The organism is Saccharopolyspora hirsuta (genome assembly GCF_008630535.1).
Taxonomy (GTDB): Bacteria; Actinomycetota; Actinomycetes; order Mycobacteriales; family Pseudonocardiaceae; genus Saccharopolyspora; species Saccharopolyspora hirsuta.
Map to the genome: position 1 here is coordinate 212752 of NZ_VWPH01000004.1, position 24904 is coordinate 237655.

General features: G+C 69.9%; 18 protein-coding genes. 9 read left to right on the forward strand and 9 right to left on the reverse strand.

Features of this window, described 5'->3' with window-relative positions:
• Nucleotides 1-113: 113 nt before the first annotated feature.
• Entirely contained in the window at nucleotides 114-1904 is a 1791-nt protein-coding gene (locus F1721_RS09620) for an FAD-binding dehydrogenase (protein WP_150066245.1), read from the forward strand.
• 2 nt (nucleotides 1905-1906) lie between these two features.
• Here the strand turns inward: F1721_RS09620 and F1721_RS09625 are convergent, their stop codons facing one another.
• Nucleotides 1907-3523 carry a sensor histidine kinase gene (locus F1721_RS09625; RefSeq protein WP_150066246.1) on the reverse strand — a complete coding sequence of 539 codons (1617 nt, stop codon included), beginning with the start codon at nucleotides 3521-3523 and terminating at the stop codon, nucleotides 1907-1909.
• Between the two features lie 54 nt (nucleotides 3524-3577).
• On the opposite strand from F1721_RS09625, the gene F1721_RS09630 reads away from it, so the two are divergent.
• Nucleotides 3578-4237 carry a response regulator transcription factor gene (locus tag F1721_RS09630; protein WP_150066247.1) on the forward strand — a complete coding sequence of 220 codons (660 nt, stop codon included), beginning with the start codon at nucleotides 3578-3580 and terminating at the stop codon, nucleotides 4235-4237.
• 7 nt (nucleotides 4238-4244) lie between these two features.
• Here F1721_RS09630 and F1721_RS09635 read toward each other — a convergent pair whose 3' ends face one another.
• Together F1721_RS09635 and lhgO are read right to left on the reverse strand one after the other, a co-directional pair.
• Nucleotides 4245-4907 (reverse strand): phosphatase PAP2 family protein, encoded by a 663-nt coding sequence (locus tag F1721_RS09635; protein ID WP_211840397.1) that lies wholly within the window; start codon nucleotides 4905-4907, stop codon nucleotides 4245-4247.
• A 292-nt stretch (nucleotides 4908-5199) separates the two neighbouring features.
• Nucleotides 5200-6423: an L-2-hydroxyglutarate oxidase gene (gene lhgO, locus F1721_RS09640; protein ID WP_150066248.1), complete on the reverse strand. Its 1224-nt coding sequence runs from the start codon at nucleotides 6421-6423 to the stop codon at nucleotides 5200-5202.
• A 64-nt stretch (nucleotides 6424-6487) separates the two neighbouring features.
• Here lhgO and F1721_RS09645 point away from each other — a divergent pair, with 64 nt between their 5' ends.
• Both F1721_RS09645 and F1721_RS09650 read left to right on the forward strand, forming a co-directional pair.
• Nucleotides 6488-7201 carry a GntR family transcriptional regulator gene (locus F1721_RS09645; protein WP_170301421.1) on the forward strand — a complete coding sequence of 238 codons (714 nt, stop codon included), beginning with the start codon at nucleotides 6488-6490 and terminating at the stop codon, nucleotides 7199-7201.
• A gap of 170 nt (nucleotides 7202-7371) precedes the next feature.
• On the forward strand, nucleotides 7372-7737 hold the full coding sequence (locus tag F1721_RS09650; protein WP_170301422.1) for an RNA-binding S4 domain-containing protein: 366 nt from the start codon (nucleotides 7372-7374) through the stop codon (nucleotides 7735-7737).
• A 401-nt stretch (nucleotides 7738-8138) separates the two neighbouring features.
• Here F1721_RS09650 and F1721_RS09655 read toward each other — a convergent pair whose 3' ends face one another.
• Nucleotides 8139-8546: a hypothetical protein gene (locus F1721_RS09655; RefSeq protein WP_150066251.1), complete on the reverse strand. Its 408-nt coding sequence runs from the start codon at nucleotides 8544-8546 to the stop codon at nucleotides 8139-8141.
• Nucleotides 8533-11001, reverse strand: a complete 2469-nt coding sequence (locus tag F1721_RS09660) for an ALF repeat-containing protein (protein ID WP_150066252.1) — start codon at nucleotides 10999-11001, stop codon at nucleotides 8533-8535. The genes F1721_RS09655 and F1721_RS09660 overlap by 14 nt, the downstream gene beginning before the upstream one ends.
• Between F1721_RS09660 and F1721_RS34360 the strand changes: the two genes are divergently transcribed.
• The 4 genes from F1721_RS34360 (at nucleotide 10987) to F1721_RS09675 (ending at nucleotide 17408) form a co-directional block, all read left to right on the forward strand.
• Nucleotides 10987-11403, forward strand: coding sequence for a hypothetical protein (locus tag F1721_RS34360; protein ID WP_170301423.1), 417 nt, complete (start codon nucleotides 10987-10989; stop codon nucleotides 11401-11403). The genes F1721_RS09660 and F1721_RS34360 overlap by 15 nt on opposite strands.
• 23 nt (nucleotides 11404-11426) lie before the next feature.
• On the forward strand, nucleotides 11427-13325 hold the full coding sequence (locus tag F1721_RS09665; RefSeq protein WP_170301424.1) for an FG-GAP-like repeat-containing protein: 1899 nt from the start codon (nucleotides 11427-11429) through the stop codon (nucleotides 13323-13325).
• Between the two features lie 445 nt (nucleotides 13326-13770).
• Complete coding sequence (locus F1721_RS09670) at nucleotides 13771-16401, forward strand: HAD family hydrolase (protein WP_150066254.1); 2631 nt, start codon at nucleotides 13771-13773, stop codon at nucleotides 16399-16401.
• Entirely contained in the window at nucleotides 16401-17408 is a 1008-nt protein-coding gene (locus F1721_RS09675) for a class I SAM-dependent methyltransferase (protein WP_150066255.1), read from the forward strand. Before F1721_RS09670 ends, F1721_RS09675 begins: the two co-directional genes overlap by 1 nt.
• Nucleotides 17409-17418: 10 nt before the next feature.
• Here the strand turns inward: F1721_RS09675 and F1721_RS09680 are convergent, their stop codons facing one another.
• Nucleotides 17419-18612: an MFS transporter gene (locus tag F1721_RS09680; protein WP_150066256.1), complete on the reverse strand. Its 1194-nt coding sequence runs from the start codon at nucleotides 18610-18612 to the stop codon at nucleotides 17419-17421.
• A gap of 445 nt (nucleotides 18613-19057) precedes the next feature.
• Here F1721_RS09680 and F1721_RS09685 point away from each other — a divergent pair, with 445 nt between their 5' ends.
• Nucleotides 19058-20080, forward strand: a complete 1023-nt coding sequence (locus F1721_RS09685; RefSeq protein WP_170301425.1) for a zinc-dependent alcohol dehydrogenase — start codon at nucleotides 19058-19060, stop codon at nucleotides 20078-20080.
• A gap of 108 nt (nucleotides 20081-20188) precedes the next feature.
• Here the strand turns inward: F1721_RS09685 and F1721_RS09690 are convergent, their stop codons facing one another.
• The 3 genes from F1721_RS09690 to F1721_RS09700 are packed head-to-tail and all read right to left on the reverse strand — an operon-like array spanning nucleotide 20189 to nucleotide 24570.
• On the reverse strand, nucleotides 20189-20911 hold the full coding sequence (locus F1721_RS09690; RefSeq protein WP_150066258.1) for a PIG-L deacetylase family protein: 723 nt from the start codon (nucleotides 20909-20911) through the stop codon (nucleotides 20189-20191).
• Between the two features lie 3 nt (nucleotides 20912-20914).
• Nucleotides 20915-22771, reverse strand: coding sequence for an ABC transporter ATP-binding protein (locus F1721_RS09695; protein WP_150066259.1), 1857 nt, complete (start codon nucleotides 22769-22771; stop codon nucleotides 20915-20917).
• A complete protein-coding gene (locus F1721_RS09700) occupies nucleotides 22768-24570 on the reverse strand; it encodes an ABC transporter ATP-binding protein (protein WP_150066260.1) in 1803 nt (600 codons plus the stop codon). The genes F1721_RS09695 and F1721_RS09700 overlap by 4 nt, the downstream gene beginning before the upstream one ends.
• Nucleotides 24571-24904 lie beyond the last annotated feature (334 nt).

The window sequence follows — 24904 nt, forward strand, 5'->3', positions numbered from 1 at the left end:
GAGAACTCACCACCACCACTGCCCCCGCAGAGGGTTCAGCATGGTAACCAGCGCCTTACCCGCAGGTAACTTGCGGTCGGGCGCGCGGGACGAGCTCGGCGACAGGGGAATTCATGGACTCTCGTGGGAACGGCCGGATCAGCCGACGATCGGTGCTCATCACCGGAGGTGCGGCCGCGGTCAGCGCGGCCCTGCCCGCAGGCGCGGCCTACGCCGCGCCGACCACCTCCGGTGCCGACGCCGACGCGATCGTCGTGGGCGGCGGTCTGGCGGGACTGGTGGCCACCGCGGAGCTGGCGGCCGCGGGCCGCAAAGTCCTGCTCCTGGACCAGGAACCGGAGGCCAGCCTCGGCGGTCAGGCGTTCTGGTCGCTCGGCGGGCTGTTCTTCATCGACTCCGAGGAGCAGCGGCTGGCGGGGATCAGCGACTCGCTGGAGCTGGCCCGCGCGGACTGGTTCGGCAACGCCGGTTTCGACCGCGGCCCCGAGGACCCGCTGGGCGAGGACTACTGGGCCGCCCGCTGGGCCGAGGCCTACCTGGAGTTCGCCGCCGAGGAGAAGCGGGCCTGGCTGCACGGGATGGGCGTGCGGTGGGTGCCGATCGTCGGCTGGGCCGAGCGCGGCGGCCAGCTCGCGGACGGGCCCGGCAACTCGGTCCCCCGCTTCCACCTCACGCTCGGCACCGGCCCCGGGGTGGTGGAGCCGTTCGAGAAGAAGGTGCGCGAGGCCGCCGAGAAGGGCCTGGTCTCGTTCCGGTTCCGGCACCAGGTCGACGAGCTCACCGTCACCAACGGCGCCGTCGACGGGGTGCGCGGCGGTGTCCTGGAACCCAGCGACGCCCCGCGCGGAACCCCGAGTTCCCGCACCAGGATCGGGGATTTCGAGCTGCACGCGCCGGTGGTGATCGTGACCTCCGGCGGGATCGGCGGAAACCAGGACCTCGTCCGGCAGAACTGGCCGGACCGGCTGGGCGCACCGCCGAAGCGCATGGTGACCGGTGTTCCGGCGCACGTGGACGGCCGGATGCTGGCGATCAGCGAGCGCGCCGGTGCCCGGCTGGTGAACCGCGACCGGATGTGGCACTACACGGAGGGCCTGGTCAACCACAGCCCGATCTGGCCCGAGCACGGGATCCGGGTGCTGGCCGCGCCGTCCTCGCTGTGGTTCGACGCCCGCGGCCGCCGGTTCCCGAACCCCGGCATCCCGAGCTACGACACCCTGGGAACGCTGCAGCTGATCAAGGACACCGGCTACGACCACTCGTGGTTCGTGCTGAACCAGCGGATCATCGACAAGGAGTTCGTGCTCTCCGGTTCCGAGCAGAACCCGGAGCTGACCCGCAAGGACCTGGCCGGGTACCTGGCGAGCCGGTTGCTGAACTCGACCCCGCCGCCGGTCAAGGCGTTCCTGGACCGCGGCGAGGACTTCGTCGTGGCGAAGACCGTGCCGGAGCTGGTGGCCGGGATGAACCGGCTGGTCGGGTCGGACCTGGTGGACGCCGCCGACCTGGAGCGCCAGATCACCGCGCGGGACCGCCAGGTGGACAACAACTTCACCAAGGACGACCAGATCATGGGCATCCGCAACTCGCTGGCCTACTCCGGCGACCTCCTGGCCCGCACCACGCCCCTGCACAAGATCCTCGACCCGGCGGCCGGACCGCTCATCGCCATCAGGATGAACATCCTGACCCGCAAGACCCTCGGCGGCCTCCAGACCGACCTCTCCGGCCGCGTCCTGGACGAACGAGCGGCCCCCATTCCCGGCCTGTACGCGGCGGGCGAGGTGTCGGGCTTCGGCGGCGGCGGGGTCCACGGCTACCGAGCCCTGGAGGGCACCTTCCTCGGCGGCTGCCTCTTCTCGGGCCGCCAAGCAGGCCGAGCCGCCGCAGCAGCGACGGCCTGACGCTACCCACCGCTGCGGACCGGGAGTTCGTCCTTGCTCACCAGGCGCTCGTCGGCGAAGCAGAGCCGGTACACCGACTGCGGGGCGGGGACGATCACGTCGCTGGTGAGGTAGTAGGCGCAGTCCGATCCGGGCGGGTGCGGGGGCTCGGCGTCGATCTCCAGCGATCGCAGGTCGAACGCCGGGAGCACGGTCTCCACCGCTGGCCGGGGCGTCCCGACGACGAGCCGGTCGTACGCTTCCTCGCTCAGCACCGAGTTGTAGACCCACCCGGTGAAGAGGCCGAGCACCACCACGACGACCGCGGTGCTCACCCCCACCGGCAGCGCGAGGCCCTTGGCGATCCGCCACCGAATCCGCCGCTGCTCCGCGTCGAACCGGGCGGGTTCCGCGACCACCGGGCCTGGCGCGGTGCCCGGGTCGGTGTGCGGCAGCGTGGCGGTCACCCGGAAACCGCCTTCGTGGGGACCGGCCTTCAGGGAGCCTCCGGCGATCCGGATCCGCTCCTCCAGCCCGATCAGGCCGCGCTTCCCCCGGATCGGGGCTGGAGTCGTGTCGGCAGGCGGACCGCTCACCACGTCCACGACGGTCTCGTCCGCGCCGTGCACCACCCGCACCGTGACCGGGGCGCCCGGCGCGTGCTTCGTCGCATTGGTCAGGGACTCCTGCACCGCGCGGTAGGCGGCGCGGTCGGCGATCCGGCGCAGCGGCACCGGTTCACCGACGCGTTCCAGGTGGACGTCCACACCGGACTGCGCTGTCCGGTCGACCAGTTCCGCGATGGTCTCGTGCACCGGTTCGGTCGGCGCGGGAGGGGCACCTTCCTCCCGCAGCACGCCGACCACGGTGTGCAGCTCCTCCGCCGCAGCCGTGACCGCGCCCCGGACCTCTCCGGCGAAGGTCCGCAGCTGCTCGTCCCCGGCCGGGTCCACCTCCGCCCTTCCGGCGCGCAGCGCGATCAGGCTCAGCGCGTGGCCGAGGGAATCGTGCATGTCCTGGGCGATGCGGGCCCGCTCCCGCAGCCGTTCCCGCTCGGACTCGATCGCCCGCTCCCGCTCCAGCTGCCTCGCGCGCTCCCAACCAGCCGCCATGAGTTCGGCGTTGAGCCGCCGGTAACGACCGGTCAGCCAGGGCAGGACGCCGAGCAGCACCAGTACCCCCAGCAGGTACAGCGCGTGCACCAGGTTGCTCGCCACCCGGGGGAGCGGGCTGTCCAGCAGGTACCCGAGCGCGACGACCGCCAGCAGCCCGGCGGCCACGGCCACCGCGAAGGCCGCCATCGGGCGCCGGACGTCCTCGACCACCCGGCCCGCCACGTGCCCGGCGACGACCAGCGCCAGCAGGTACGACAGCAGGACCGGTGGTCCCAGCGTCGTCCCGTGGAGCTGCCCGAGCGCCAGCGCGACGACCACCAGCCAGGAGAGCAGCGGTTGGGTGCGCATCGCCGCACCGGCCGCGACCAGCAGGGCGGCCCCGCCCAGCACCAGCCACCACGGGGCACCGCCGGTCTCCTGCGTGGTGCGCTCGGCCAGCACCAGCGCGGCCAATCCCAGCCACAGCGCGAAGTTCCCGCGCGTCTGGTCCGCGACGATTCGGGACAACCACCGCGGTCCGCTCACCGCGCCTCCCGCCGCGCGCCGATACCATCGGTCGGGAGCCCCTGAGGAGCGCTGATGATTCGAGTGGTGATCGCCGACGACGAGGCGATGGTGCGCACCGGGATCAGGGGAATCCTGGAGACCGACCCCGAGATCGAGGTCGTCGCCGAGGCGGCGGACGGCCGCGGGGCGATCGACCTGGTGGCCCGCCACCGACCGGACGTCGCCGTCGTGGACGTCCGGATGCCCGGGCTGGACGGCCTGGATGCGGCCGAGGCCATCTGCCGGTCCACGGAGGACACCGCGGTCCTCATGCTCACCACTTTCTCCGAGGACTCCTACATCGCCCGCGCGCTGCGCGCCGGCGCCAGCGGTTTCCTGCTGAAGTCCGGCGACCCCCGCGAACTGCTCGCGGGGGTCCGCGCGGCGTCCGAGGGAGCCGCCTACCTCTCGCCCAAGGTAACCGCCCGGGTGATCAGCGACTTCGGCGGCGACCGGGTGCTCCGCGCCGAACGGGCCCGGGCGGCGGTCGCCGAGCTGAGCCCCCGGGAGCGCCAGGTCCTCGCCCTGCTCGGCGCGGGACGGTCCAACCTGGAGATCGCCCGCGAGCTGTTCCTGGTCGAGGGCACGATCAAGAGCTACGTGAGCGCGATCCTCAACCGCCTCGACGTGCGCAACCGGGTCCAGGCCGCGATCCTCGCCTACGAAGCGGGCCTGGTCGACGAGCTGCGCTGACGGCGGCTCAACGCCGCGGTTCCCGCCGGATGCGGACGGTGGGCTGCTCCACGGTCCCCGGGGCCTGCGCTGCGACCAGCAGCGGTCCAACCACGCGGTGGCCCCGGAACCGGGTGACCAGCCGCGCGGCCCACGTGGTCAGGAGCCGCACGATCAGCCAGCACAGGACCGCACCGAAGAGCAGCCCGACCAGCACGTCGTGCGGGAAGTGCACCCCGACGAAGACCCGGGAGAAAGCCATCAGCACGGCCATCGCGGCCACCCACGGCAGCAGCCGCCGCCAGGCCAGCACCAATCCCGCGGCTGCAGCCCCGGCGATGGTGGCGTGGTTGCTGGGGAAGGACCAGTCCCCCACCTCCGGGCAGGGCAGCACCGTCATCTCCTCCGCGAGCCCGCGGCACGGACGGTCCTGCCTGATCACCAGCTTCACCAGCTCGCTGGCCGCATAAGCAGCCGCAGTCGCGACAGGCCCCAGCAGCGACACCGCGACAGCACGGGCGTCCCCGGTGGCCCGAGCCCGCCACCACGCGAGCAACCACAGCACTCCCACCAGCAACAACCCGAACTTGCTGTAGAGCGCCAACAGGGACTGGACCGGACCGGGTGCGGCATCGGCGAACCCGATGATGCCGTCGTAGAGAACGCTCCCCGATCCAGTCCCCTCGCCCACCTGCGCCACTCGGCACCTCCACCTCGCGTGATCCGAAAACCTCGTTCGATCACGACGCTAGGAGCGGCGCGCCCCTCACCACTGCGCACGAACGGCAGCGATCAGCACCCCCGTTCGGCATCCCCCTCCCCCAACTTTCGTAAGATCCCCCAGCTCAAACCCGCCGTACCACCAGCGGTGACGACCGCAGTTCCGATTGGAACTGCGTCACCCGAGGCAACCCCCACCGCACAAAGTCCACCCCAGTACCACCACCGATCCCCGGGCATCTCCGCACAGCGGAATCCCCCGGTCACCGACGCGGCACGAGCCCGTGCCGCTCGATCACGTTGCCGACGATGTGCTCGGCGATCGCCAGCGACGACGTGGCCCCCGGCGACGGTGCGTTGCGGAGGTGCGTGACCGGCCCGACGTGCTGGATCACGAAGTCGTCGACGAGCCGACCACCGGCGTCGAGCGCCTGCGCCCGGATTCCGCGCGGCAGGCGCGCGTACCGGGCGTCCTCGATCGCGGGGACGTAGCGCGCCGCGTCCTTGATGAACTTCTTCGCCGACAGGACGCCGCGCAGCTCTCGCCGCGCACCGGCCAGGTTCCCGGCCGCGAAGCGCCAGAACCCGGGATCCGCGGCGACTTCCAGCGCATCGCGGACGTCGATGCCCAGCCCGCGGTAGATCTCGCGGGAGAAGGACAGGAAGGCGTTCGGGCCGACCGTCATCGCCCCGTCGACCCGCTTCGTGAGGTGCACCCCCAGGAACGGGTACTTCGGGTCGGGCACCGGGTAGACGAGTCCGCGCGTGATGTCGCGGAACCGCGGTTCGAGGATCAGGTACTGCCCGAAGAACGGCACGATCGACGGGGACCTGGCGGCCCCGGAGCGCCGCGCGAGCCGGTCGGACTGCAGTCCGGCGCACGCGATCACGTTGTCGAACCGCTCGTCGCCCCGGCTGGTGCGAACGCGCACCCTCCCGCCGGATTCCGCGTCGACGCCGAGCACTTCGACGCCCAGCCGCACGTCCACCCCGGCGCGCCGGGCGTCCTCGACGAGTGCGCGCGTGACCGCGGCGTAGTCGATGATCGCGGTCTCCGGCGAGTGCAGGGCGGCGATGCCGCGCGCTTCCGGCTCCAGCTCCCGGAGTTCGCCGCCGCTGATGAGCCGGACGCCTGGAACTCCGTTCCGCGTCGCGCGGTCGTAGATCGCTTCGAGCCGCCCGCGCTCGACCTCGTCGAGCGCGACGACCACCTTGCCGCAGCGCTCGTACGGGATGTCCCGCTCGGCCGCGTAATCCCGCATCAGCTGCACGCCGCGGCGGCAGAGGCGCGCCTTCAACCCACCGGGCTCGTAGTACAGCCCCGCGTGGACCACACCCGAGTTGTGCCCGGTCTGGTGCGCCGCGAGCTGGCGCTCCTTCTCGAAGAGCACGACCTCGGCGTCGGGGAGGCGCCGGTTCAGCTCCCGCACCACGGCGGCACCGATGATGCCGCCACCGACGACCGCGACCCGTCGCGTCTCAACCATTCGACTCCTCCGTTGTTCGCCGGGCGTCCCAGCGCGCTGGGACGCGTCCGGCAGAATGGGCCAGGTGAAAGCCCTCGACGTCACCACCGTGACCGGTCGTGTCCTCGACCAGCTCCGGGCGGCGATCCTGAGCGGCGAGCTCGAACCCGGCCAGCTGTACAGCGCCGCAGCGCTGGGCGAGCAGCTCGGGGTGTCGAGAACGCCGATCCGCGAGGCGTCGCACGAGCTGGCCCGGCTCGGCCTCGTCGAGATCGAGCGCAACCGCGGCATCCGCATCGTCGCGACGTCCGTCGAAACACTCCTGCAGGGCTTCGAGGTCCGGCTCATGCTCGAAGTCCCCCTGGCCCGCCGCGCCGCGCGGCTCGCCCAGGACGACCCCGCCGCCCGCCAGCGCCTCACCGAGGTGCACGACCGGTTCCGCGAAGCGGCGACGGCCGACGACGCCGAGCTGACGCTGCGGACCGACCGCGACTTCCACACCGTCCTGCTCGAGCTGAGCGGCAACGACCGCGCCACCAGCGTGCTGCGCGAGCAGCGAAACATGGTCCTGCAGAGCGGTGTCGGCACCGTCCCGACGTCCCGCACGCCCGTCGAGTGCTTCGAGGACCACGCCGACATCTACGAAGCGTTCATGGCCGGGGACGAGGCGGGCATCGGCGCGGCGATGAGCCGCCACATCATCAACACGGCGACGCTGCTCATCGACCAGGAGTCCCGCCGCCGATCCGACTTCCACGACCACGGCGTCGCCGACCGCCTGCGCGCGCTGCTCGGCTGAGCGAGCGGGGTCGAGCTGCTCCGTCGTCACCCGGTCAATCTAGGGCGAGTAGCATGCAACATGCAACAGTGCTTCCGCAGGCTGGCCACCTGGGCCGACAGCGGCCCCGCTGATCGCGGAGCGGGCCGGTCGCCGGACCTCCCGGACGAGCCGTGCCATCATGTAGTGCTGTGGAATCCACCCGTGTCGACCGCTGGCTGTGGGCCGTCCGACTGACCAAGACCCGACCGGACGCCGCCGCGGCCTGCCGCGGCGGGCACGTGCGCGTCAACGACCGCCCGGCCAAACCGGCGACCACGGTCTCCCCCGGCGACGAGGTGCGAGCCCGAGTCGGCAACCGAACCCGAACCGTCGAAGTGGTCCGGGTGATCCAACGCCGAGTCGGCGCAGCAGACGCGGCCACCTGCTACATCGACCGGACCCCGACCCCACCCCCGGAAGCAGCGACCCCGGTGGCCCGCCGAGAACGAGGAGCAGGCCGCCCCACCAAACGAGACCGCCGAATGATCGACAAGTTCCGCTCCAGCGGCCGCTGACGGGCAGGCGGGGCATGTGGAGTCATTTTCCTCCTCCATCACTCCCGAATCACATCTCCGGCGCACACCGTCACGAGACTACCTCTATCCTGATGCCGAACATGTCCCAGTAGTCCTCCGCCAGCTCTTTCCCGCCGAGCCGCAGCGGGTACGCCTGCCACCAGGGAGCCCTCTTTGCCCTTAGCTGGACAGGTCGATCGCCGACGGATACAACAACACCCGAAGCTCCCCCTCCACCCTGACCAGCAAAAATCAGGATGAAAAAGGCTCAGTGGTACTCCAACGGGTCTTGCCCGGTAAACCTAAAGAAAGTTGACCTGGTGCGAGGCAAGCACAACCTCGACTTCAGCACCCTAGAAGCGGCGTGTTCCGGAGTCCCGTTCGGAACTCCGGAACACCCACTAGGATACTATCTCAATCCTGATGCCGAACATATCCAAGTAATCTTCAGCTAGACCCTTTTTGCCAATCCTCAATGGGTACGATTCCCACCACGGATACTTTTCCAAAGGAAAAACCGGCTCATCGAGCTGTAGTCTCTTAAATCGGTCATCCAGCGATTTCACGCACTCTCTGAACCGAGCCATATCTGCATGGGCATCCAGATCCTCATCTTCCAGAACGATGTCAATCCTCTGTCGATTCTGAAAGTCTTGCATGAGCTCGTCGAAGTTGTCTCCATAGCCGCACTCACACTGCTCAACAAGACTTTCCCACGCAACCAACAACGGCCCGGGGAGAGCACCCCCCCAACCTTGCTTAATTTGAGCCTGCTTTACTTTCTCCTCAAAATCACTATCGAATCTCATGGTTGAGATAGTACAGATGCGGGTCACCATCCGACCTAAAGAAGGTAGCAATGACCCCCTTTTTTCGAACACCAACATAGCCAGTCCTAGTATCATACCTGACGAGGGCCTTATCCCATGGGCGCACATCTTCCAACGCCCACACTGGCTTAAACTCGCCCATCAACTCTTTTGCAGCAGCAAAGTAGCTTGCCGGCTTGTTCTTAAACTCAGGCATGTCAGGGCCGTCAGGCTTATCTGGATGCCGTTCCCACTTCCATTTTCCGTTTACTTTCTGGAACTTATACCCAAGCACATGCTTGTAGTAGTGCTCCCACGCCTTGTGACTGCTGGCGAAGCCGTATTTGTTCAGAATGAGGACGTTGGAGGCCATGATGCTCCGCACGCCCGAGTAGGAGAGCTTTCCTGCGGTCAAAAATTGTCCGCCGGGCATCGGAATGAACATCGTCATCGCCCCGACGGCCTCTGCACCAGCTTGGAAGTAGTTCGCGAGGAAATCCATCGCGAGCATTTCCATGTCGCGTTGCATGTAGTCGTCGAACCCCGGGCTCGATGCCTGGTTCAGGCATCGTTGTTGCGCCGGGCTGCCGTCCATGTAGGTGTACTTGCAGATCAGGCCATTCGAGTAGGTCTGCTTGATCTGCTCGTCGGTGAGTGCCGGGCGGTTGTGGCGCAGCTGTTCTGCTTCCTCGCGGAAGGCTTCCATCGAGATGTCGATGGCTTCCAGGGCTTCCTGGGCAGCCGCTTGTGCGTCCTTTCCTGCCTGGTAAGCCCAGGCTCGAGCCTGGTTGGCCGCGTAGTAGGCGGAGGCGGCGAAGTCGCGTGCTTCTAGTGCGGATCGCCGGGCACTTGCCGCGTAGGACGCTGCTCGGTTCGCACTGTGTTGCGCCGAATCGGCTGCGGCCAGAGCTGATTGCGCGGCTTTGGCAGCGCGGTCGGCAGATGCCTTCGCGTCGTTGGCCGCGCGCTGGGCCTGGGCGGCGAAACCTGCCGCCTGTTCGGCCGATGCACTGGCCTGCTTGGCGTATCCGGCGGCCTCCTCGGCTGCGTTGCGGGCCGTTGCCGCGGCTTCCGCTGCCCTGAACGCGTGCTGCTGGGCTTCAGCGGCAGCCTGCATTCCCCGTCGCACCAGGCGTTCCATTTCAGCGGCGTGCACAGCGGCCTTGTGGTCCTCTTCGGCTGCCGTGTACTGGCCGCTTTCGAGGAACACCTGCACTGCTGCTGGTGGGCCGTGCAAGGCTGCTTCGGCTGCCGCCTGGACACGAGGTCCACCAGCGTCCTTGATCTGAGCGGTGCGGATCCGCTGATCCTTCGCGCGTGCGGTGAACTGGCCTTCGTCCAAGAACTTCCGGACGTCCTCCGGAGTGCCGTCTAGGGCTGCGTTGGCTGCTGCGCGCACCGCCGGCCCGTCCGCGGCGTCGAGGACCTGCGCAGTGCGGATCCGATCGTGCTTCTCACGACCCGGGTAGTCGCGGGTGCGCAGGAACTCCTGTACGTCGGCGTCGGTTCCCTTCAACGCTTGTTCGGCAGCCGCACGCAGTTCAGCGGTCTCGCCGAACTCGGCGATGCGCTCGACACGAGTGCGGTCGTCCTGCATGGCCGCTTCGGCCCGGCCGTGGTCTAGCCACGCTCGCAGGTCCGCGTCACTTCCGGACAGCGCGTCGGCAGCCGCGTTGCTGCTCCAGACGCCACCGTGCTCCATGATGCTGATCGCGGCCTTACGGCCGCTGGCGATCACTGTGCTCGGATCGGCACCCTCAGCGGTGGCAGCCTCCAGCAGCGCCTGCGTCTGCTCATCGATGCGAGTTTGCTCGGCCGCATCCCACGCTTGTTTGTCCTGGTTGTCCTGCCAAACGCGATGGGCCTCCTTCGCCATCTCGACGGCGTGTTCCTGGTTGCGGGCAATCCTGTCGGCTTCGGCCTGACGCGCGAGGTCAACTACTGTCCTGGCCTCGTTCGCCGCCTCCATCGCCACGTTCGCAGCCTCGATAGCCGCATTCGCGTGGTCGGTGGCCTGCTGAGCCGCATTGGCTGCCTCACCAGCATGTTCGGCCGCCTCATCGGCAGCGGCGGCAGCAGCGTTGGCGTGCTTAGCCGCCGAGGCGGCTGCTGCGGCGGCCTCATCTGCCGCCTGGGCGGACCGGCTTGCCAACGACACAGCGGAGTTCGCAGCGGCTCGGGCGCGGTTGGCCTGTGCCTGCGCGGCCTGACCGGCTGCTTGAGCGCGACGCGCTTCGGCATCAGCGACGCTGGCATGCTTGCCGGCTTGTGCTGCGGCACGACCCGCTGCAGCTGCGTTGTCGGCCGCGTTGGCTGCGGAGACAGCTGCGTTACCCGCCTCACGAGCAGCAGTTCCGGCGAACCGCGCCGCTTCGGCAGCACGCGTCGCACCTGCCGCCGCCTCACGAGCCTGGGTTGCGGCTTGGCGAGCTGTCGCAGCTTGGCTCGCGTTCATGCTCGCCGCGGAGGCAGCCGAGCCGAGCTGGTTCCCGCAATCGAGGACTACAGCTACCCCGGCGCCGACCAGATTTTCGCGGAACGCGGAATCAGATTAATTAAAGGTGACGGTCATATCGTCTTTGCCGACTGTAAGAGCAGCGATCCGCTAATCAAGGTGGAAAGCGTCACCCTTCCCACCTCGTGCTTCCAGGTCATCGGAACTCAAGGATGGATCACCGTCGAAATTCCTCGCGTCTACATGATCCGAGGTGGCGAGCACAACGTGGCCGCCCTCATCACGGTCAATGGGAAGACCGAGGCCGTCGACATCCCGCCCGGCGGGCACAAACCTGTCGGAGAAGGCAATGCTCCGCCTGGCGACGACCCGGCGACCCTCGTCGAGCTGCAGGCTTCGTGACTGAGTCCATGCAAGGAGCTTTTATGACTCGCCCGTTCCGTTCGCGGCTGTTGACGGCCGTGGCGGTGACCGCGACCGGTGCCGCGTTGGTGTCGGCTCCGGCGCATGCCGTTTCTGGTGGTGCTACCGCCGATACCGGTGCTCAGCCTTACCTGGCCAAGATCAGCATCGGAACCAACGATGCCGCGTGTTCCGGGGTGTTGGTGGCGCCGCAGTGGGTTGCGACTTCTGCGGCCTGTTTCGCGCCCGTTCCCAGCAAGCCTGGGAAGGTGGAGCCCGGGGCTCCGCACACCGCGACCACCGCAACCATCAATGGGACGCACGAGCGGACTGTTGACCGGATCGTGCCGCGTGAGGATCGCGATCTCGTCCTCGCCCACCTCGATCAGCCGATCTCCGGCGTCGCCCCCGTGACGGTGGCGTCCGCGGCTCCGACGCAGGGGCAGAAGCTCGAGGCGTCCGGCTACGGGCGCACTGCCGATCAGTGGGTTCCTGCCGACGCGCACACCGGGGAATTCACTGTGGACTCCGTTGGTTCCGGCACGCTGCACCTGCGGGGCAGCGGCGAGTCCAACATCTGCAAGGGCGACGCCGGCGGGCCGGTGCTGCGCGACGGTGAGCTCGTCGCCGTTGCCAGCGGCTCTTACCAGGCGGGCTGCATCGGTGAGACCTCCGAACGGGCGGGGGCGACCGCTGCCCGGACCGATGACCTCTCCGACTGGATGGCCAGCCAGGTCGTGGCGCTGAAGGCCACCCCGGCGAGCAAGAACGCGATCACGCTGTCGTGGACCGCGATGACGACCCGCTACCGCGTCTACGGATCCCAGGACCCGAACGTCGCCATCGAGGCCCGCAACCTGCTCGGCGAGACCAGCGACAACCACTTCACGCACACCTCGCTGCCCGCCGGGCAGACCTGGCATTACCGCGTCTCCGTCCTCGACGCCGACGGCAACCAGGTCGCGGTGTCCACCACGGTCAAGGCCACGAGCCCGACCGCGACCGTCACCGACTTCAACGGCGACGGCAAGGACGACATCGCCACCTTCAAGGGGACCACCACCTCCGTGGCGGTCTCCGACGGCGAGAAGTTCGGTGCCGCCGCGCAGTGGAGCAGCAACCTCGCCGGCAACGGCGCGATCCCGCTGACCGGCGACTTCAACGGCGACGGCATCAGCGACGTCGTCACCTTCAACAACGGGCCCGTCAACGTCGCACTCTCCGACGGCCAGAAGTTCGGCCCCACCCAGCGCTGGCACGACCACTTCGGGCTGGCAAACCAGAAGCTCGCCGTCGGCGACGTCGACGGGGACGGCAAGGACGACATCCTCGCCTTCTCCGGCCGCACCTACGGCGACGTGTTCGTCTCCCTCTCCGACGGCCACCAGTTCCGGCCCGCGCAGAAGTGGCACGACCGGTTCGCACTCGGCACCGAGAAACCCGCCGTCGGCGACTTCAACGGCGACGGCAAAGCCGACATCATCACCTTCACCGACAGCGGGGCCGTCTACGTCTCGCTGTCCGACGGCAGCCGCTTCGTCCAGGACGGCTGGAAGTGGCACAACCACTTCTCCCCCGCCGGTGAGATCCCCGCCGTCGGCGACTTCAACGGCGACGGCAAGGACGACATCGTCACCTTCCTGCGTGGCAACACCGGCTACGTCTACGTGTCACTGTCCACCGGCGAGAGCTTCGTCGCCGACAACGACCGGTGGAGCGACTTCTTCTCCATCCGCGACGAATGGCCCGGCGTCGGCGACTTCAACGGCGACGGCAAGAGCGACGTCGTGACCTTCACCCGCGGCGGACGCGCCCAGGTCTACGTCGCCCGCTCCGACGGCACAGCCTTCGAAAACGGCACCGAATGGCACGGCGACTTCGCCGGCGGACTTGAGGTGCCACTACCCTCCGCGCACCGCTGACCAGCTGGCGCGGGGTGCGGGGAGGCGAGGTCTTCCCGCACCCCGCGGCTGCTGTCCAAGTGCTTCTGCGTGATGTGAATTACCTCCGGCGAGTGGAACGTCCTGATCCATTCGGGCGATAGTGGTGACAGATGGGACATACGGATCAAACGTCACGAAGAGGAGCTGGGGTGTTACTTCCGGTATCGGGGCTTCCGCGAAGTCGCCGCGCTCCACGTCGGGACGTTTGTCCACTGGGGACTGTCGGGTCCGGACTGCCGTCCGGGCCCTGACGGGGTGGGAATACCCCGACATCACCGTGTTTTGGCGCGCCCGCTCTGCGGCGCGCGGGAATCCCGGTCTTCGCTCGACGCTGCCCTGGTGCGCGCCAGGGTCTGGGGTTCGGTCGGGCACCGGGATTTCGTGCTGTTCGCTGGAATGGAGATCGAGACCTTTGTTTGACGCGATGGGGGCTGCAGGCGCTTCGCCGCTGGAGCGGGCGGAGCGGCTGCTCTCCGACGGTTCCTGCTCGGTGCTGTCGCTGGACGTCTTCGACACGATCCTGTGGCGGCGGGTGCCGCGGCCGACCGACCTGTTCGGGATGCTCGGGGCGCGGTTGCGGGGCTCGGGGCGCTGCCCGGAGTGGGTCACCGACGCGACGTTCCGGCGCATGCGCATCGAGGCCGAGCAGCGGGCGCGGCACGCGAGCGGTTCGGCCTGCGGCGAGGTGTCGCTGTTCGACATCTGGCGGGAGATGCCGCAGGCGCTGTTCGCCGGGACCCCGCTCGAGGAGCTCGTCGGCGCGGAGGTCGAGCTGGAGCGCGAGGTGACCGTCGTCGACCTCGACGTCGCGCGCCTGGTGCAGGTCGCGGACAAGAACCACATCCCGATCGTGCTGGTGTCCGACACCTACTTCACCGCCGACCAGCTGGCGCACCTGCTCGACCGCCCCGAGCTGGGGCCGCTGCGGGACGCGCGGGTGTTCCGCTCGCACCAGCACGGGCTGGACAAGGGGTCCGGTCTGTGGAAGATCGTGCTGCACGAGCTCGGGATGAGCCCGGAGCAGGTGGTGCACGTCGGGGACAACGAGGTCGCCGACCACGAGGTGCCCGGCGAGCTCGGGGTGCGCACCGTGCACTACCGGCGCATCGACGAGGAGTACGCGGAGGTGCTGGACCGCGAGGGCGCGTCCACCGACTCCTTCGGCCCGTTCAGCCCGCTCGTGCACGCCGAGGACGGCGACTTCGGCCTGACCAGCCTGCGCGCGAAGACCCTGCAGACCGCGCCCGGCGACGTCGGTGCGTCGGTGCGGACGGCTTGGCGCTACGGGGCTGCGGTGCTCGGCCCGGTGCTGACCGGCTTCGCCGAATGGGTGGCCAGCCGGGCGCACGCGTCGGGCACGCCGGTGGTGTGGTGCCCGATGCGCGAGGGCGAGCTGCTGTCCGAGCTGGTGAACAACGCCGCCCGGGTGCGCGGGTGGAACGTGACCGCGAAGCCGATCTGGCTCTCCCGGCACATCACCTCGATCGCCGCGCTGGACTGCTTCGACCACGACTCGGTGCGCGACTTCATCCGGCGCAGCTACCGGCTCACCGTCGGGCAGCTGCTGGCCTCGCTCAAGCTGCGCCCCGGCGACGTGCCGTCGCTGGCCGACCAGCTCGGCACACTGCTCAACCAGCCCGACGTCGTCGACCGCGTCACCGTCGCGCTGACCGAATCGCCGCACCTGACCAACCGGCTGGCGAGCACGGTGACCGCAGCGCGCGAGCGGCTGCTGCTGTCGCTGCGCCGTGCCGGTGCGCTGGACGCGCCGGAGCTGCCGCTGGTCGACCTCGGTTGGGGCGGGACCATCCAGTTCCAGCTCGACCAGGTCCTGCGCCGCAGCGGCACGGGGGTGCGGCCGAGCGGCTTCTACCTCGCCACCAACGAGCGGGCGACCCGGCTGTACCTGGCCGGGCTGCGCAGCGAGGCCTACCTCGGTCAGATGGGGCACCCGCAGGACGTCGTGCACGCGCTCAGCCGCAGCCCCGAGGTGGTCGAGCAGTGCGTCAGCGCCCGGTGCGGCTCGCTGCTGGACTTCGCCGAGGACGGCTCGCCGGAGCTCGGTGCACCGGGCGGCAGCCCGGCCCAGGACCTCGAATGGCGGGCCGTGCAGTACGGCATCGCGGCGTTCCAGGAGTTCTGGAACCGCTACGTCGCCGAGAACGACGGGGCGTGGCCGGAGCTCACCAGCGACGCCGCCGCGCGGTGGCTGGCCGGGATCGTGTGCTCGGCGGTGCAGGCGCCCACCGCGGCCGAGGCGGCGGTCTTCGGGAACTGGCAGCACGAGGACAACTTCGGGTCCTCGGTCGTCACCCGGATCCTGCCCGACGACCTCGTCCCGGCAGTGCCCTACCTGTCCCCGCCGGACCTCGACGACCTGGACATGCGGGACGCGTTCTGGCCGGAACTGCTCGCCGCCTCGGACCCGCAGCTGAGCGCGGCCGTGCGCGCGGTGCGCAGCGGCGCGGTCGACCCCGCCGTGTTCGAGCAGTCCGGGCCGCCCGCCGAGACCCGGCTGCGGTTCCGCACGCCCGACGACGAGTGGTGGGACGGACCGCGCAAGCGGGTGCGGATCAACCACAACGGGCTGTCGTTCGCGCGGTTGAACTTCGAATCCGAAGGCGCCACCGACATCTCGCTGGCCATCCCGGGGCGGCCCGCGATCGTGCGCGTCGACTGGATCGAGGTCACCGCGTTCGTCAGCGGCGACCCGAACCCCCGGGTGCTGCGGTGGGAGCGCGGCGAGGACTTCGCCGGGCTCGTCTTCGCCGACTGCACCTGGTTGGGCGGCAACCTCGTCGAGTTCCACGCCCCGCACGCGGCGGTCTGGCTCCCGCTGGCCACCCGTGCCGGGGGCCCGATCGCCTCCGCGCAGGTCACCATCGCGTTCGCCGTGCTGCCGCAGTCGATGTCCGGCTTCGCGCCCCGGCTCGCGCCCGCCTCGGGGTTGGCCCGGGTCACCGGCCGGGCCCGCGAGGAGTACCGCGCGCGGGGCTTGCGGGGAGTCGCCGCGGGCGCCGCCCGGATCGCGCTGCGGCAGCTGGGAGGGCGCTGATGAGCGAGCTGGGCAGCCGGACCGACCCGCACGCGCAGGCGCGGGCCGCCCGGCAGCAACCGCTGCTGCTGCACTCCGTGGCGCTGTTCCGGGAAGTCCTGGAGCAGGTCTTCACCCACCGGCACATCTCGACCGTCGTCGAGGTGGGCGTGGAGTCGGGCCGGGTCAGCTCGCTCTACGCCGAGCTCGGCGCGACCGCGGTCCACTGCGTCGAGCCCGATCCCACGCCGGAACTCCGCGCCGCGATCGCCGAGCACGACGCGCTGCACCTCGCCGAGCAGCCGTCCCCCGCGGTGCTCGCCGAGCTGCCGATCGCCGACCTGTACGTGCTGGACGGGGACCACAACTACGCCACGGTCCGCGCCGAGCTCGCCTGGATCACCGCCAACGCGCCGGATGCCGTCGTCGTGCTGCACGACCTGCTGTGGCCGTGCGCGCGCCGGGACATGTACTACGAACCGTCCGCTCTGGACCCCGCGGACCGGCACCCGGCGACCGCCGACGGGCCCACCGTCTGGCACGACGGGCTCACCCCGGCCGGGTTCATCGGGCGCGGCGCCTTCACCTGGGCGACGCACGCCGGTGGCGAGCGCAACGGAGTCCTGACCGCCGTCGAGGACGCGCTGGCCGAGGCGCCCGACTGGCACCTGGAGGTGATCCCGGCGGTCTTCGGGCTGGGCATCGCGCTGCGGCCGAGCGCGGAGGCCGACACCGACCTGCTCGACAGCCTCCAGCCCTACAGCCGGTCCGCGCTGCTGGCCGCGCTGGAGAACAACCGGATCGCCTTGTACACCAGGGTGATCGAGCTCGAGCACGAAGCGGCCGCGCACGCCGCCGACGCCGACGAGCTGGCCAGGACCATCGCCGCCAAGCAGGCCGAGATCGACGAGCTCTCGCGGGAGGCGAACGCGCTCCGAGAGCGCCTCGCGCAGGCGACGAGCCGCCCGGCGGGCAAGCGGTCCTTCCTGGAGCTGGCACGGGCAGCCGTCGCGCGGCTGCGCTCCTGACTGCGGCCCGTCAGCTCTGCGGCTGCCGGGGTTTGGCCGCCGGGACGGCCAGAGCTGACGGGATCAGGAGCACGGCGACCACGAGCAGCGCGTGCAGCGTTCCGACGTGGTCGCCCAGGTAGCCCAGCAGCGGCGGTCCGGCCAGGAACGCGGTGTAGCCGATCGTGGAGACCACGCTCACCCGCGCGGCGGCGTGCTCGGGGTCGTCGGCCGCCGCGCTCATCCCGACCGGGAAGCCCAGCGAAGCTCCGAGCCCCCACAGCACCGCTCCGAGCAGCACGATCGGCAACCAGCTGGCGAAGACCAGGAGCAGCACGCCGAGCGCCGCCGTGGCCATCGTCGCCCACAGCATCCGCAGGCGGCCGAACCGGTCGAGGAGCACCGTGCCCGCGACGCGGCCGGTCGTCATGGCGACGAGGAAGACCGCGAACCCGGCGGAACCGGCCCAGTGCGGGACTCCGTGCCCGTCGACCAGGGCGATGGCCAGCCAGTCGTTGGCGGTGCCCTCGGTGAGCGCCAGGGCCAGCACCATCACGCCGAGCACCAGCGTCCGCGGTTCCGCCCAAGCCCGCCACGACTTCCGTGCCCCGCCAGCGCGGCCGTCTTCCGCGTGCTGTTCGCGCAGGAACGCCGGTGCGGCGAGCGCGGGCAGCACCGCGACCAGGACGGCGACTGCGCTCAGGTGCACCGGCATCGGAACCGACCAAGCCGCTGCCGCTGCTCCTCCCCCGGCACCGGCAACGGTGCCGGAGCTGAACGCCGCGTGGAAGCGCGGCATGATCGTGCGGCCGAGCACCCGCTCGACCGCGGCGCCCTCCACGTTCATCGCGACGTCCCAGACGCCCGAGCCGAGGCCCAGCAGGAGCAGGCCGATCCAGGTCACCCAGTACTCGCCGAGCACGCCGACGCCCACGCCGCTGCACGCCACCCCCGCTGCGGCCAGAACGGCGCCGCCGGTGACCATCGCTCGCGCGCCGAACCGCCGGACCAGACCCCCGGCGACCGGCAGGGCGGTGATCGACCCGACCGAGATCGCCAGCAGGAGCGTTCCCAGCTGCCCCGGCGTGACGTCGAGCATGTCGCGGGCCTCCGGGATGCGCGACATCCAGCTGGACGCGGCGAACCCGTTGACGGCGAACACCGCGGTGACCGCGTTGCGCGCGCGCAGCACGGCCGGTCGGGCGGTGAGTTCCTCCACGGCCACGGAGTGGACCCCCAATTCCGCTCAGATCGGGTGGGCGGGCACCGTCGCACCGGGGACGGACGGTTCCTCAGCGCGCGCCCACGGGAGGGTATCCAGCGCCGGAGCGCACCGGCATCCGCCAAACGGTGATCACCCCGCGCGGAGAATCGCCCGGCGAAATCCGGGAAAATGATGCCCGGGAAGCACGAGCGGCGACCGAATCCCGTTCACCCCCGGTCTTCTCGCGGTGTTCGCGTTGTTCACACGGCTCCCGGGCGAGCCCCGGCGGCTCGGTCAGCACGCCCTCGTGTCGCGAAAATCCCCTTGCCAGCAAAGGGAAATCCCGTCACCCGATCAGCGGCTTATGCATGATCGTCAACGCTCACTAGGGTTGCCGGTACTGCACATGGCTGGCAGTTGCGCCCAGCCCGTCATGGTTCATCGAAGCCTGAATCCGGGAGTCTGCGTGAAAGCAGTCGTCTTCGAAGCGCCCGAACACGCCCACCTGGTGGACAAGGAAATTCCCCGCCCGGGACCGGACGAGGCGCTCGTCCGCGTCGCCTACAACTCGCTGTGCGGCAGCGATCTCTCCTTCTACCGCGGTGTTTGGCACGGCTCCACCTATCCGGTCGTGCCGGGCCACGAGTGGAGCGGCACGGTCGTCGACGTCGGCGACTCCGGCCACTCGCACCTGGTCGGGTCCAGGGTGGTCGGCGACCTGACCGTGCCGTGCGGTTCGTGCCCGACCTGCCAGCGGAACAGCCCGTCGCTGTGCGCGAACCTGCAGGAGCTGGGGTTCACCCGGGACGGCGGCTGCGCCGAGTACCTCACGATCCCGGCCGGGAACCTGCACGCGCTGCCGGATTCGGTGTCGCTGCGCGCGGCCTGCCAGGTGGAGCCGCTGGCGGTCGCGCTGCACGCCGCGGCCACCATCGGCATCGAGCCGGGTGACCGGGTGGCCGTGCTCGGCGCGGGCGGCATCGGGTTGCTGCTCGGCGAGGTCGCCCGGTACTTGGGTGCGACGGTGACGCTCGCCGCCGATCCGGTGCCGGAACGTCGTGCCGTGGCGGGCGAGATGGGCGCCACCGCCGTCGCGGACGGCTCGCCGGGCTCGGTGACCGCCCTGGTCCGGGAGCGGCCGGAGCTGGAACCGGACGTGGTGCTGGAGGCCTCCGGGTACCCGGTCGCGGTGCAGGAGGCGATGGAGGTCGTCCGGCCGACCGGGCGGGTCGGTCTGGTCGGGTACCGCCTCGAGGAGGCCGCGCCGATGGCGCCGTACCACGCGGTGCTGAAGGGCCTGACCCTCCGCGGGCTGATGGGCCCCGGCGGTCTCTTCCCGGAGGCGATCGAAGCCATCGAGTCGGGCCAGGTGAACGTGGAACCGCTGCTCAGCCACGAGTTCGGGCTGGCCGACTTCGACTCCGCGCTGGACGTCGCGCTGCGCCGGGTCGACGCCAACACCCGATCGGTGTTCAACATCGAGGCCTGATCCGCCGCGGAGCTGCCCGCCACCTCGCCGTGGCGGGCAGTTTCGCGTGTTGGCAGGACGAAACCGCCCGCCTCGGCAGGTGATCGAGGCGGGCGGTGCACGCGTACCTCAGTCGGCGGCCTCCCAGAGACGTTCGCCGAACTCACCCGGCGGAGCCGCGACGCGGCTCGCGTGGAAGCGCATGTCCTGGACGCCCTGGTCGTCGGTCTGGCTCCGGTAGACGCGCATGCCCTCCACCTTGGACTCGATCACCGCCGAGATGTCGAAGGTCCGGAACGGGCGCAGGCCCCGCACCTCCCTCAGCTCGCGCTCCACGGTCTTCAGCGCGTGGTGCGCGCTGTAGGGGATGTCCTCGTAGTACAGCGTCCGGTGATCGCCGTCCAGCGCGCGGACCGCCAGGTGCACGAGCAGGTGGTCGATGTGGTTGCCCACCGCCGCCGGGGCGATCACCAGGTCCGGGGCGACTCCCCGGACCACCTCCGCGAGCTTCCCGGCCACCTCGTCGGCGAGGGGGTCGTCCTCCGCCCTGGCCAGCAGTTCCTGCTCGTCGTCGTAGCCGCGCAGGCTGGCGTCGGCGAAGTCCAGGAAGCTGTGGTCGATGGCGCGCTCCGCGCAGTACCGCCGGTCCTCCGCGACGCGGACCTCGCTCAGGGCGTCCGCGCCCGCGTCGCGCAGGTGCTCGGAGATCGTCCACTCGGAACGGGTGAACACGGTCAGCAGGTGGGCCGCGTCGATCCGCGTCTCCACCAGGCCGCCGCAGGAGTAGGCGATGTCGTCCGGGTGCGGCGACACCAGCAGCAGTTTTCCGGACCGGAACGAGTCGTCCTGCACTCCTCACCCCTTCGTGCTGATCAGCCATGCCTCGTGCAGGGCCGCGAACTGGTCCCCGTTGCCGATGAGGTCGCTCGGGCGCCCGTCCTCCACGATCCGGCCCCGCTCGATCACCAGCACCCGGTCGGCGGTGAGCACTGTGGACAGCCGGTGCGCGATGATCAGCGCTGTCCGGCCGCTCAGCACCGTGCGCAGCGCGCGCTGCACCGTGCGCTCGGTGGCGATGTCCATGCTGGACGTCGCCTCGTCCAGGATCACGATCGCGGGATCGGCGAGCAGGACGCGCGCCAGCGCGACCAGCTGGCGCTGGCCCGCCGAGAGGCGGCAGCCGCGCTTGTTCACCTCGCTGTCGTAGCCGTCGGGCAGCTTGCTGATGAACTCGTGCGCCCCGATCGCCTTCGCCGCCGCCTCGACGTCCGCCCGGCTGGCGCTCGGCCGCCCCAGCGCGATGTTGTCGGCGACCGAACCGGAGAACAGGAAGGACTCCTGGGTGACCATCGCGATCGCCGCGCGGAGATCGGTTTCCGGGATGTCCCGCAGGTCCACGCCGTTGATCGCGACGACGCCGGACACCGGGTCGTAGAACCGGGCCAGCAGCTTGGCGATCGTGGACTTGCCCGACCCGGTCGCGCCCACCATGGCCACCGTCTGCCCCGCCGGGATCCGCACGTCGAGGTCCGGCAGGACCGTCTCCTCGCCGGAGGGGTAGCGGAACTCGACGTGGCGGAACTCGACGGAGGCGTCGGAGATGCGCAGCGGTTCCCGCTCCGGCGGGTGCGCGACCTTGGGCTGCTCCGCGAGGACGCCGGAGATCTTCTCCAGCGCCGCCGAGGCCGAGGCGTAGGAGTTGGCGAACCGCGCCAGGTCGTCCACCGGGTCGTAGAACTTGCGCAGGTACAGCACGTAGGCCGCGAGCACCCCCACCGCCAGCTCGCCCTGCACGATGCGCCAGCCGCCGACCAGCAGCACGAGGGCGATCGTGGCGTTGCCGATGAAGTTGATCGCCGCCGTCGAGTGGGCCAGCGCGAAGCCCGCCCTGACCGTCGCGTCCTGGTTCGCCGCGTTCCGCTCGCGCATCGAGCGGGAGTTGGTGCCCTCCTGGCGGTAGGCCTGCACCGCGCGGATGCCGTTCATCGTCTCGACGAAGTGCCCGGTCACCCGGGCGATGGTCGTCCTGGTCCGGCGGAAGTGCTGGTAGGACCGCTTGCGGTAGGCGCTGGTCACCAGCAGCAGCGGGATGAAGGTGAGCAGGATGACGCTGGTCAGCGGCAGGTCCAGCCAGATCAGCAGCACCGCGATGGTGACGACCGACAGGAACGCGCGCAACAAGCCCTCGATGCTTTCTTCCAGGAGCTCGCTCAGCGCTTCGACGTCGCTGGTCAGCCGGGAGATGATCTTGCTGGAGCGGTAGGACTCGTGGAACGAGATGGACAGCTTCTGGACGTGCCGGAACAGCCGGTGCCGCAGGTCGAGCAGCACGTCCTGGCCGATCCGCCCGGACAGCGTCATGAAGGCGTAGGTCAGCCCGGCCGAGGCCACGCTGGAGGCCGCGTAGCCGATGACGTACCAGGCCAGCGGGCCGTAATCGCCGCCGCCCGCGGCGGGGATGCCGCTGTCGATCACGGCGGCGATCAGCAGCGGTCGCGCCATCTCGGCCGCGGTGTCCAGGAGCGCGAGCACCAGCGCGAGGACCGCGCCCTTCGAGTGCGGTGCGAGGAGGTCGCCCAGCAGTCGGCGGGACCGCTTCTGCAGCTCCCGCCGCTCCTGGCGGTCCAGCTCCTCGTAGCCCTCCACGTCGGGTTCCCGCCGTTCCGGGCTCTCCTGCTCGCTGTCCTCGGTGATGGTCTTGGGCTGGCTCATGATGTCGCCGCCTCGGTCTGGAAGGTCTGCTCGTCGCTGGAGGACATCAGGGCCCAGTACTCCGGTGAGGTGCGCAGCAGCTCGTGGTGGGAACCGACCGCCGTGATGCGGCCCCCGCTGAGCAGGGCCACCCGGCTGGCCAACTGCACCGTGCTCGGGCGGTGCGCGACGATCAGCGCCGTCGTCCCGCGCAGCACCTGGCGCAGCGCCGCCTCCACCTCCGCCTCGGTGTGGACGTCCAATGCGGACAGCGGGTCGTCCATCACCAGCAGGGACGGGCGTCCCACCACCGCACGGGCGAGCGCCAACCGCTGCCGCTGGCCGCCGGACAGCGAGAAGCCCTGCTCGCCGACCTCGGTGCGCGCGCCGGAAGGCATTGCGGCGACGAAGGAATCGGCGTTGGCGACCCGCAGCGCCTCGTCCACCTGCTCGTCGGTCAGCTGCTCGCGGTCGAGGCGGACGTTGTCCGCGACCGAGCCCGAGAACAGCACGGGGTCCTCGAAGACCGTCGCCACCGCCTCGCGCAGCTCGGCCAGCGGCACCTGGGTGATGTCCACGCCGTCGAGGGTGATCCGGCCGCCGGTCACGTCGTAGAGCCGGGTGATCAGGCCCACCAGGAGGGACTTGCCGGAGCCCGCCGCGCCCACCAGGGCGAGCGTCTCCCCCGGCCGGATCTCCAGGTCGACCTCGGTGAGCAGGTCCTCCGCAGCGCCGGGGAAGCGGAAGCTCACCTTCTCCAACCGCAGGTGGCCGCGCAGCGGCGTCGGCAGGTGCTGCGGGCGGGGCGGGTCGACGATCGTGACCGGGGCGTCCAGCAGCTGGAAGTACCGCTGGGCCGCCGCTGCGGCGCTGTTGGCCTCGGCCAGCAGGTAGCCGATGGACTCCAGGGGCCACTGCAGGTAGGCGACCACCGCGACCGCGGCGACCAGCTCACCGGCGCTCAAAGTGCCCTGGGCGGCCAGGAAACCGCCGACGGCGAGCACGGCGCCGAGCGCGATCTCGGGCAACCCCACGATGGTGGCGGTGAGCACGCCGAGCAGCCGCACCTTGCCGATCTCGGTGTTCCGCAGGAGCTCGGCCTGGCGCCGGAACGCCGCCGTCGCCTGCGCGCTGCGGCCGAAAGCCTTGAGCACCCGGATGCCCAGCACCGATTCCTCCACCTGGGTGGTGAGGTCGCCGAGCTGGTTCTGCGCCCGCAGGCTCTGCGCCTTGTACCTGGACTCGAACAGCGTGGAGCCGATGGCGACGGGCACGCTGATCACCGCGAAGACCAGGCCCAGCAGCGGGGACATCCAGCACAGGACGACCAGGCTCGCCGCGATGGTGAAGCTGTTCACCACCAGGTACACCAGGGCGTAGCGCGGGAACCGCACGATGGTGCTGATGTCGGACACCGCGCGGGAGAGCAGCTGACCGGAGTGCCACCGGTCGTGGAAGATCAGCGGCAACCGCTGCAGGTGATCGAAGAGAGCGCTCCGCATCCGGGATTCCATCCGGGCGCTCGGACCGATTACCAAACGGTGCCGCCCCAGGAAGAAGAGCGCTTCCAGAGCGCCGAGCAGAAGAATTCCGACCGACGCCCACAACAGTTCCAGCAGATCACCTCGGGCCACCGGTCCATCGATGATCCACTGGATGACCAGTGGAATCAGCAAACCGCAGAGGGTGGCCGCCGTGGCCGACAGCAGAGCCAGCCCGACGAGGAGAATATCCGGTTTCACGAATGGGATCAACCGGTACAGGGTCGCTGCTGCGCTGCGTGATTCATTCCGTTCGGGGACCTGCGTTTTCGACGACATGCAAAAGCCCGGATCCTCACTGGTCAAGCCGGTCGCACAAGGAACTGATAGGCACGTGAGCACGACGGCGCCATCCCCCGCGCTCGGCGCGCACCTGCCCCCAGCAGCTTTTTCCAACTCAGGTTGAACGTGCCCGACAATTTGATCTTAGTCTGCCACAGGGGTGCGGCACCGGCAAGCGCGGGAGGGCCGCCCATTCACCGTTGTCGCCCTTTTGGTCCAATGGCGATCGGAACGCGCGAAAAATCTGCGCGAGCCCGCTCGCGACGGTTCTATTGCGCGCGATCACCGGTACACTCACCCGCCGTGGGATCGGATATCGACGAATCGTCGT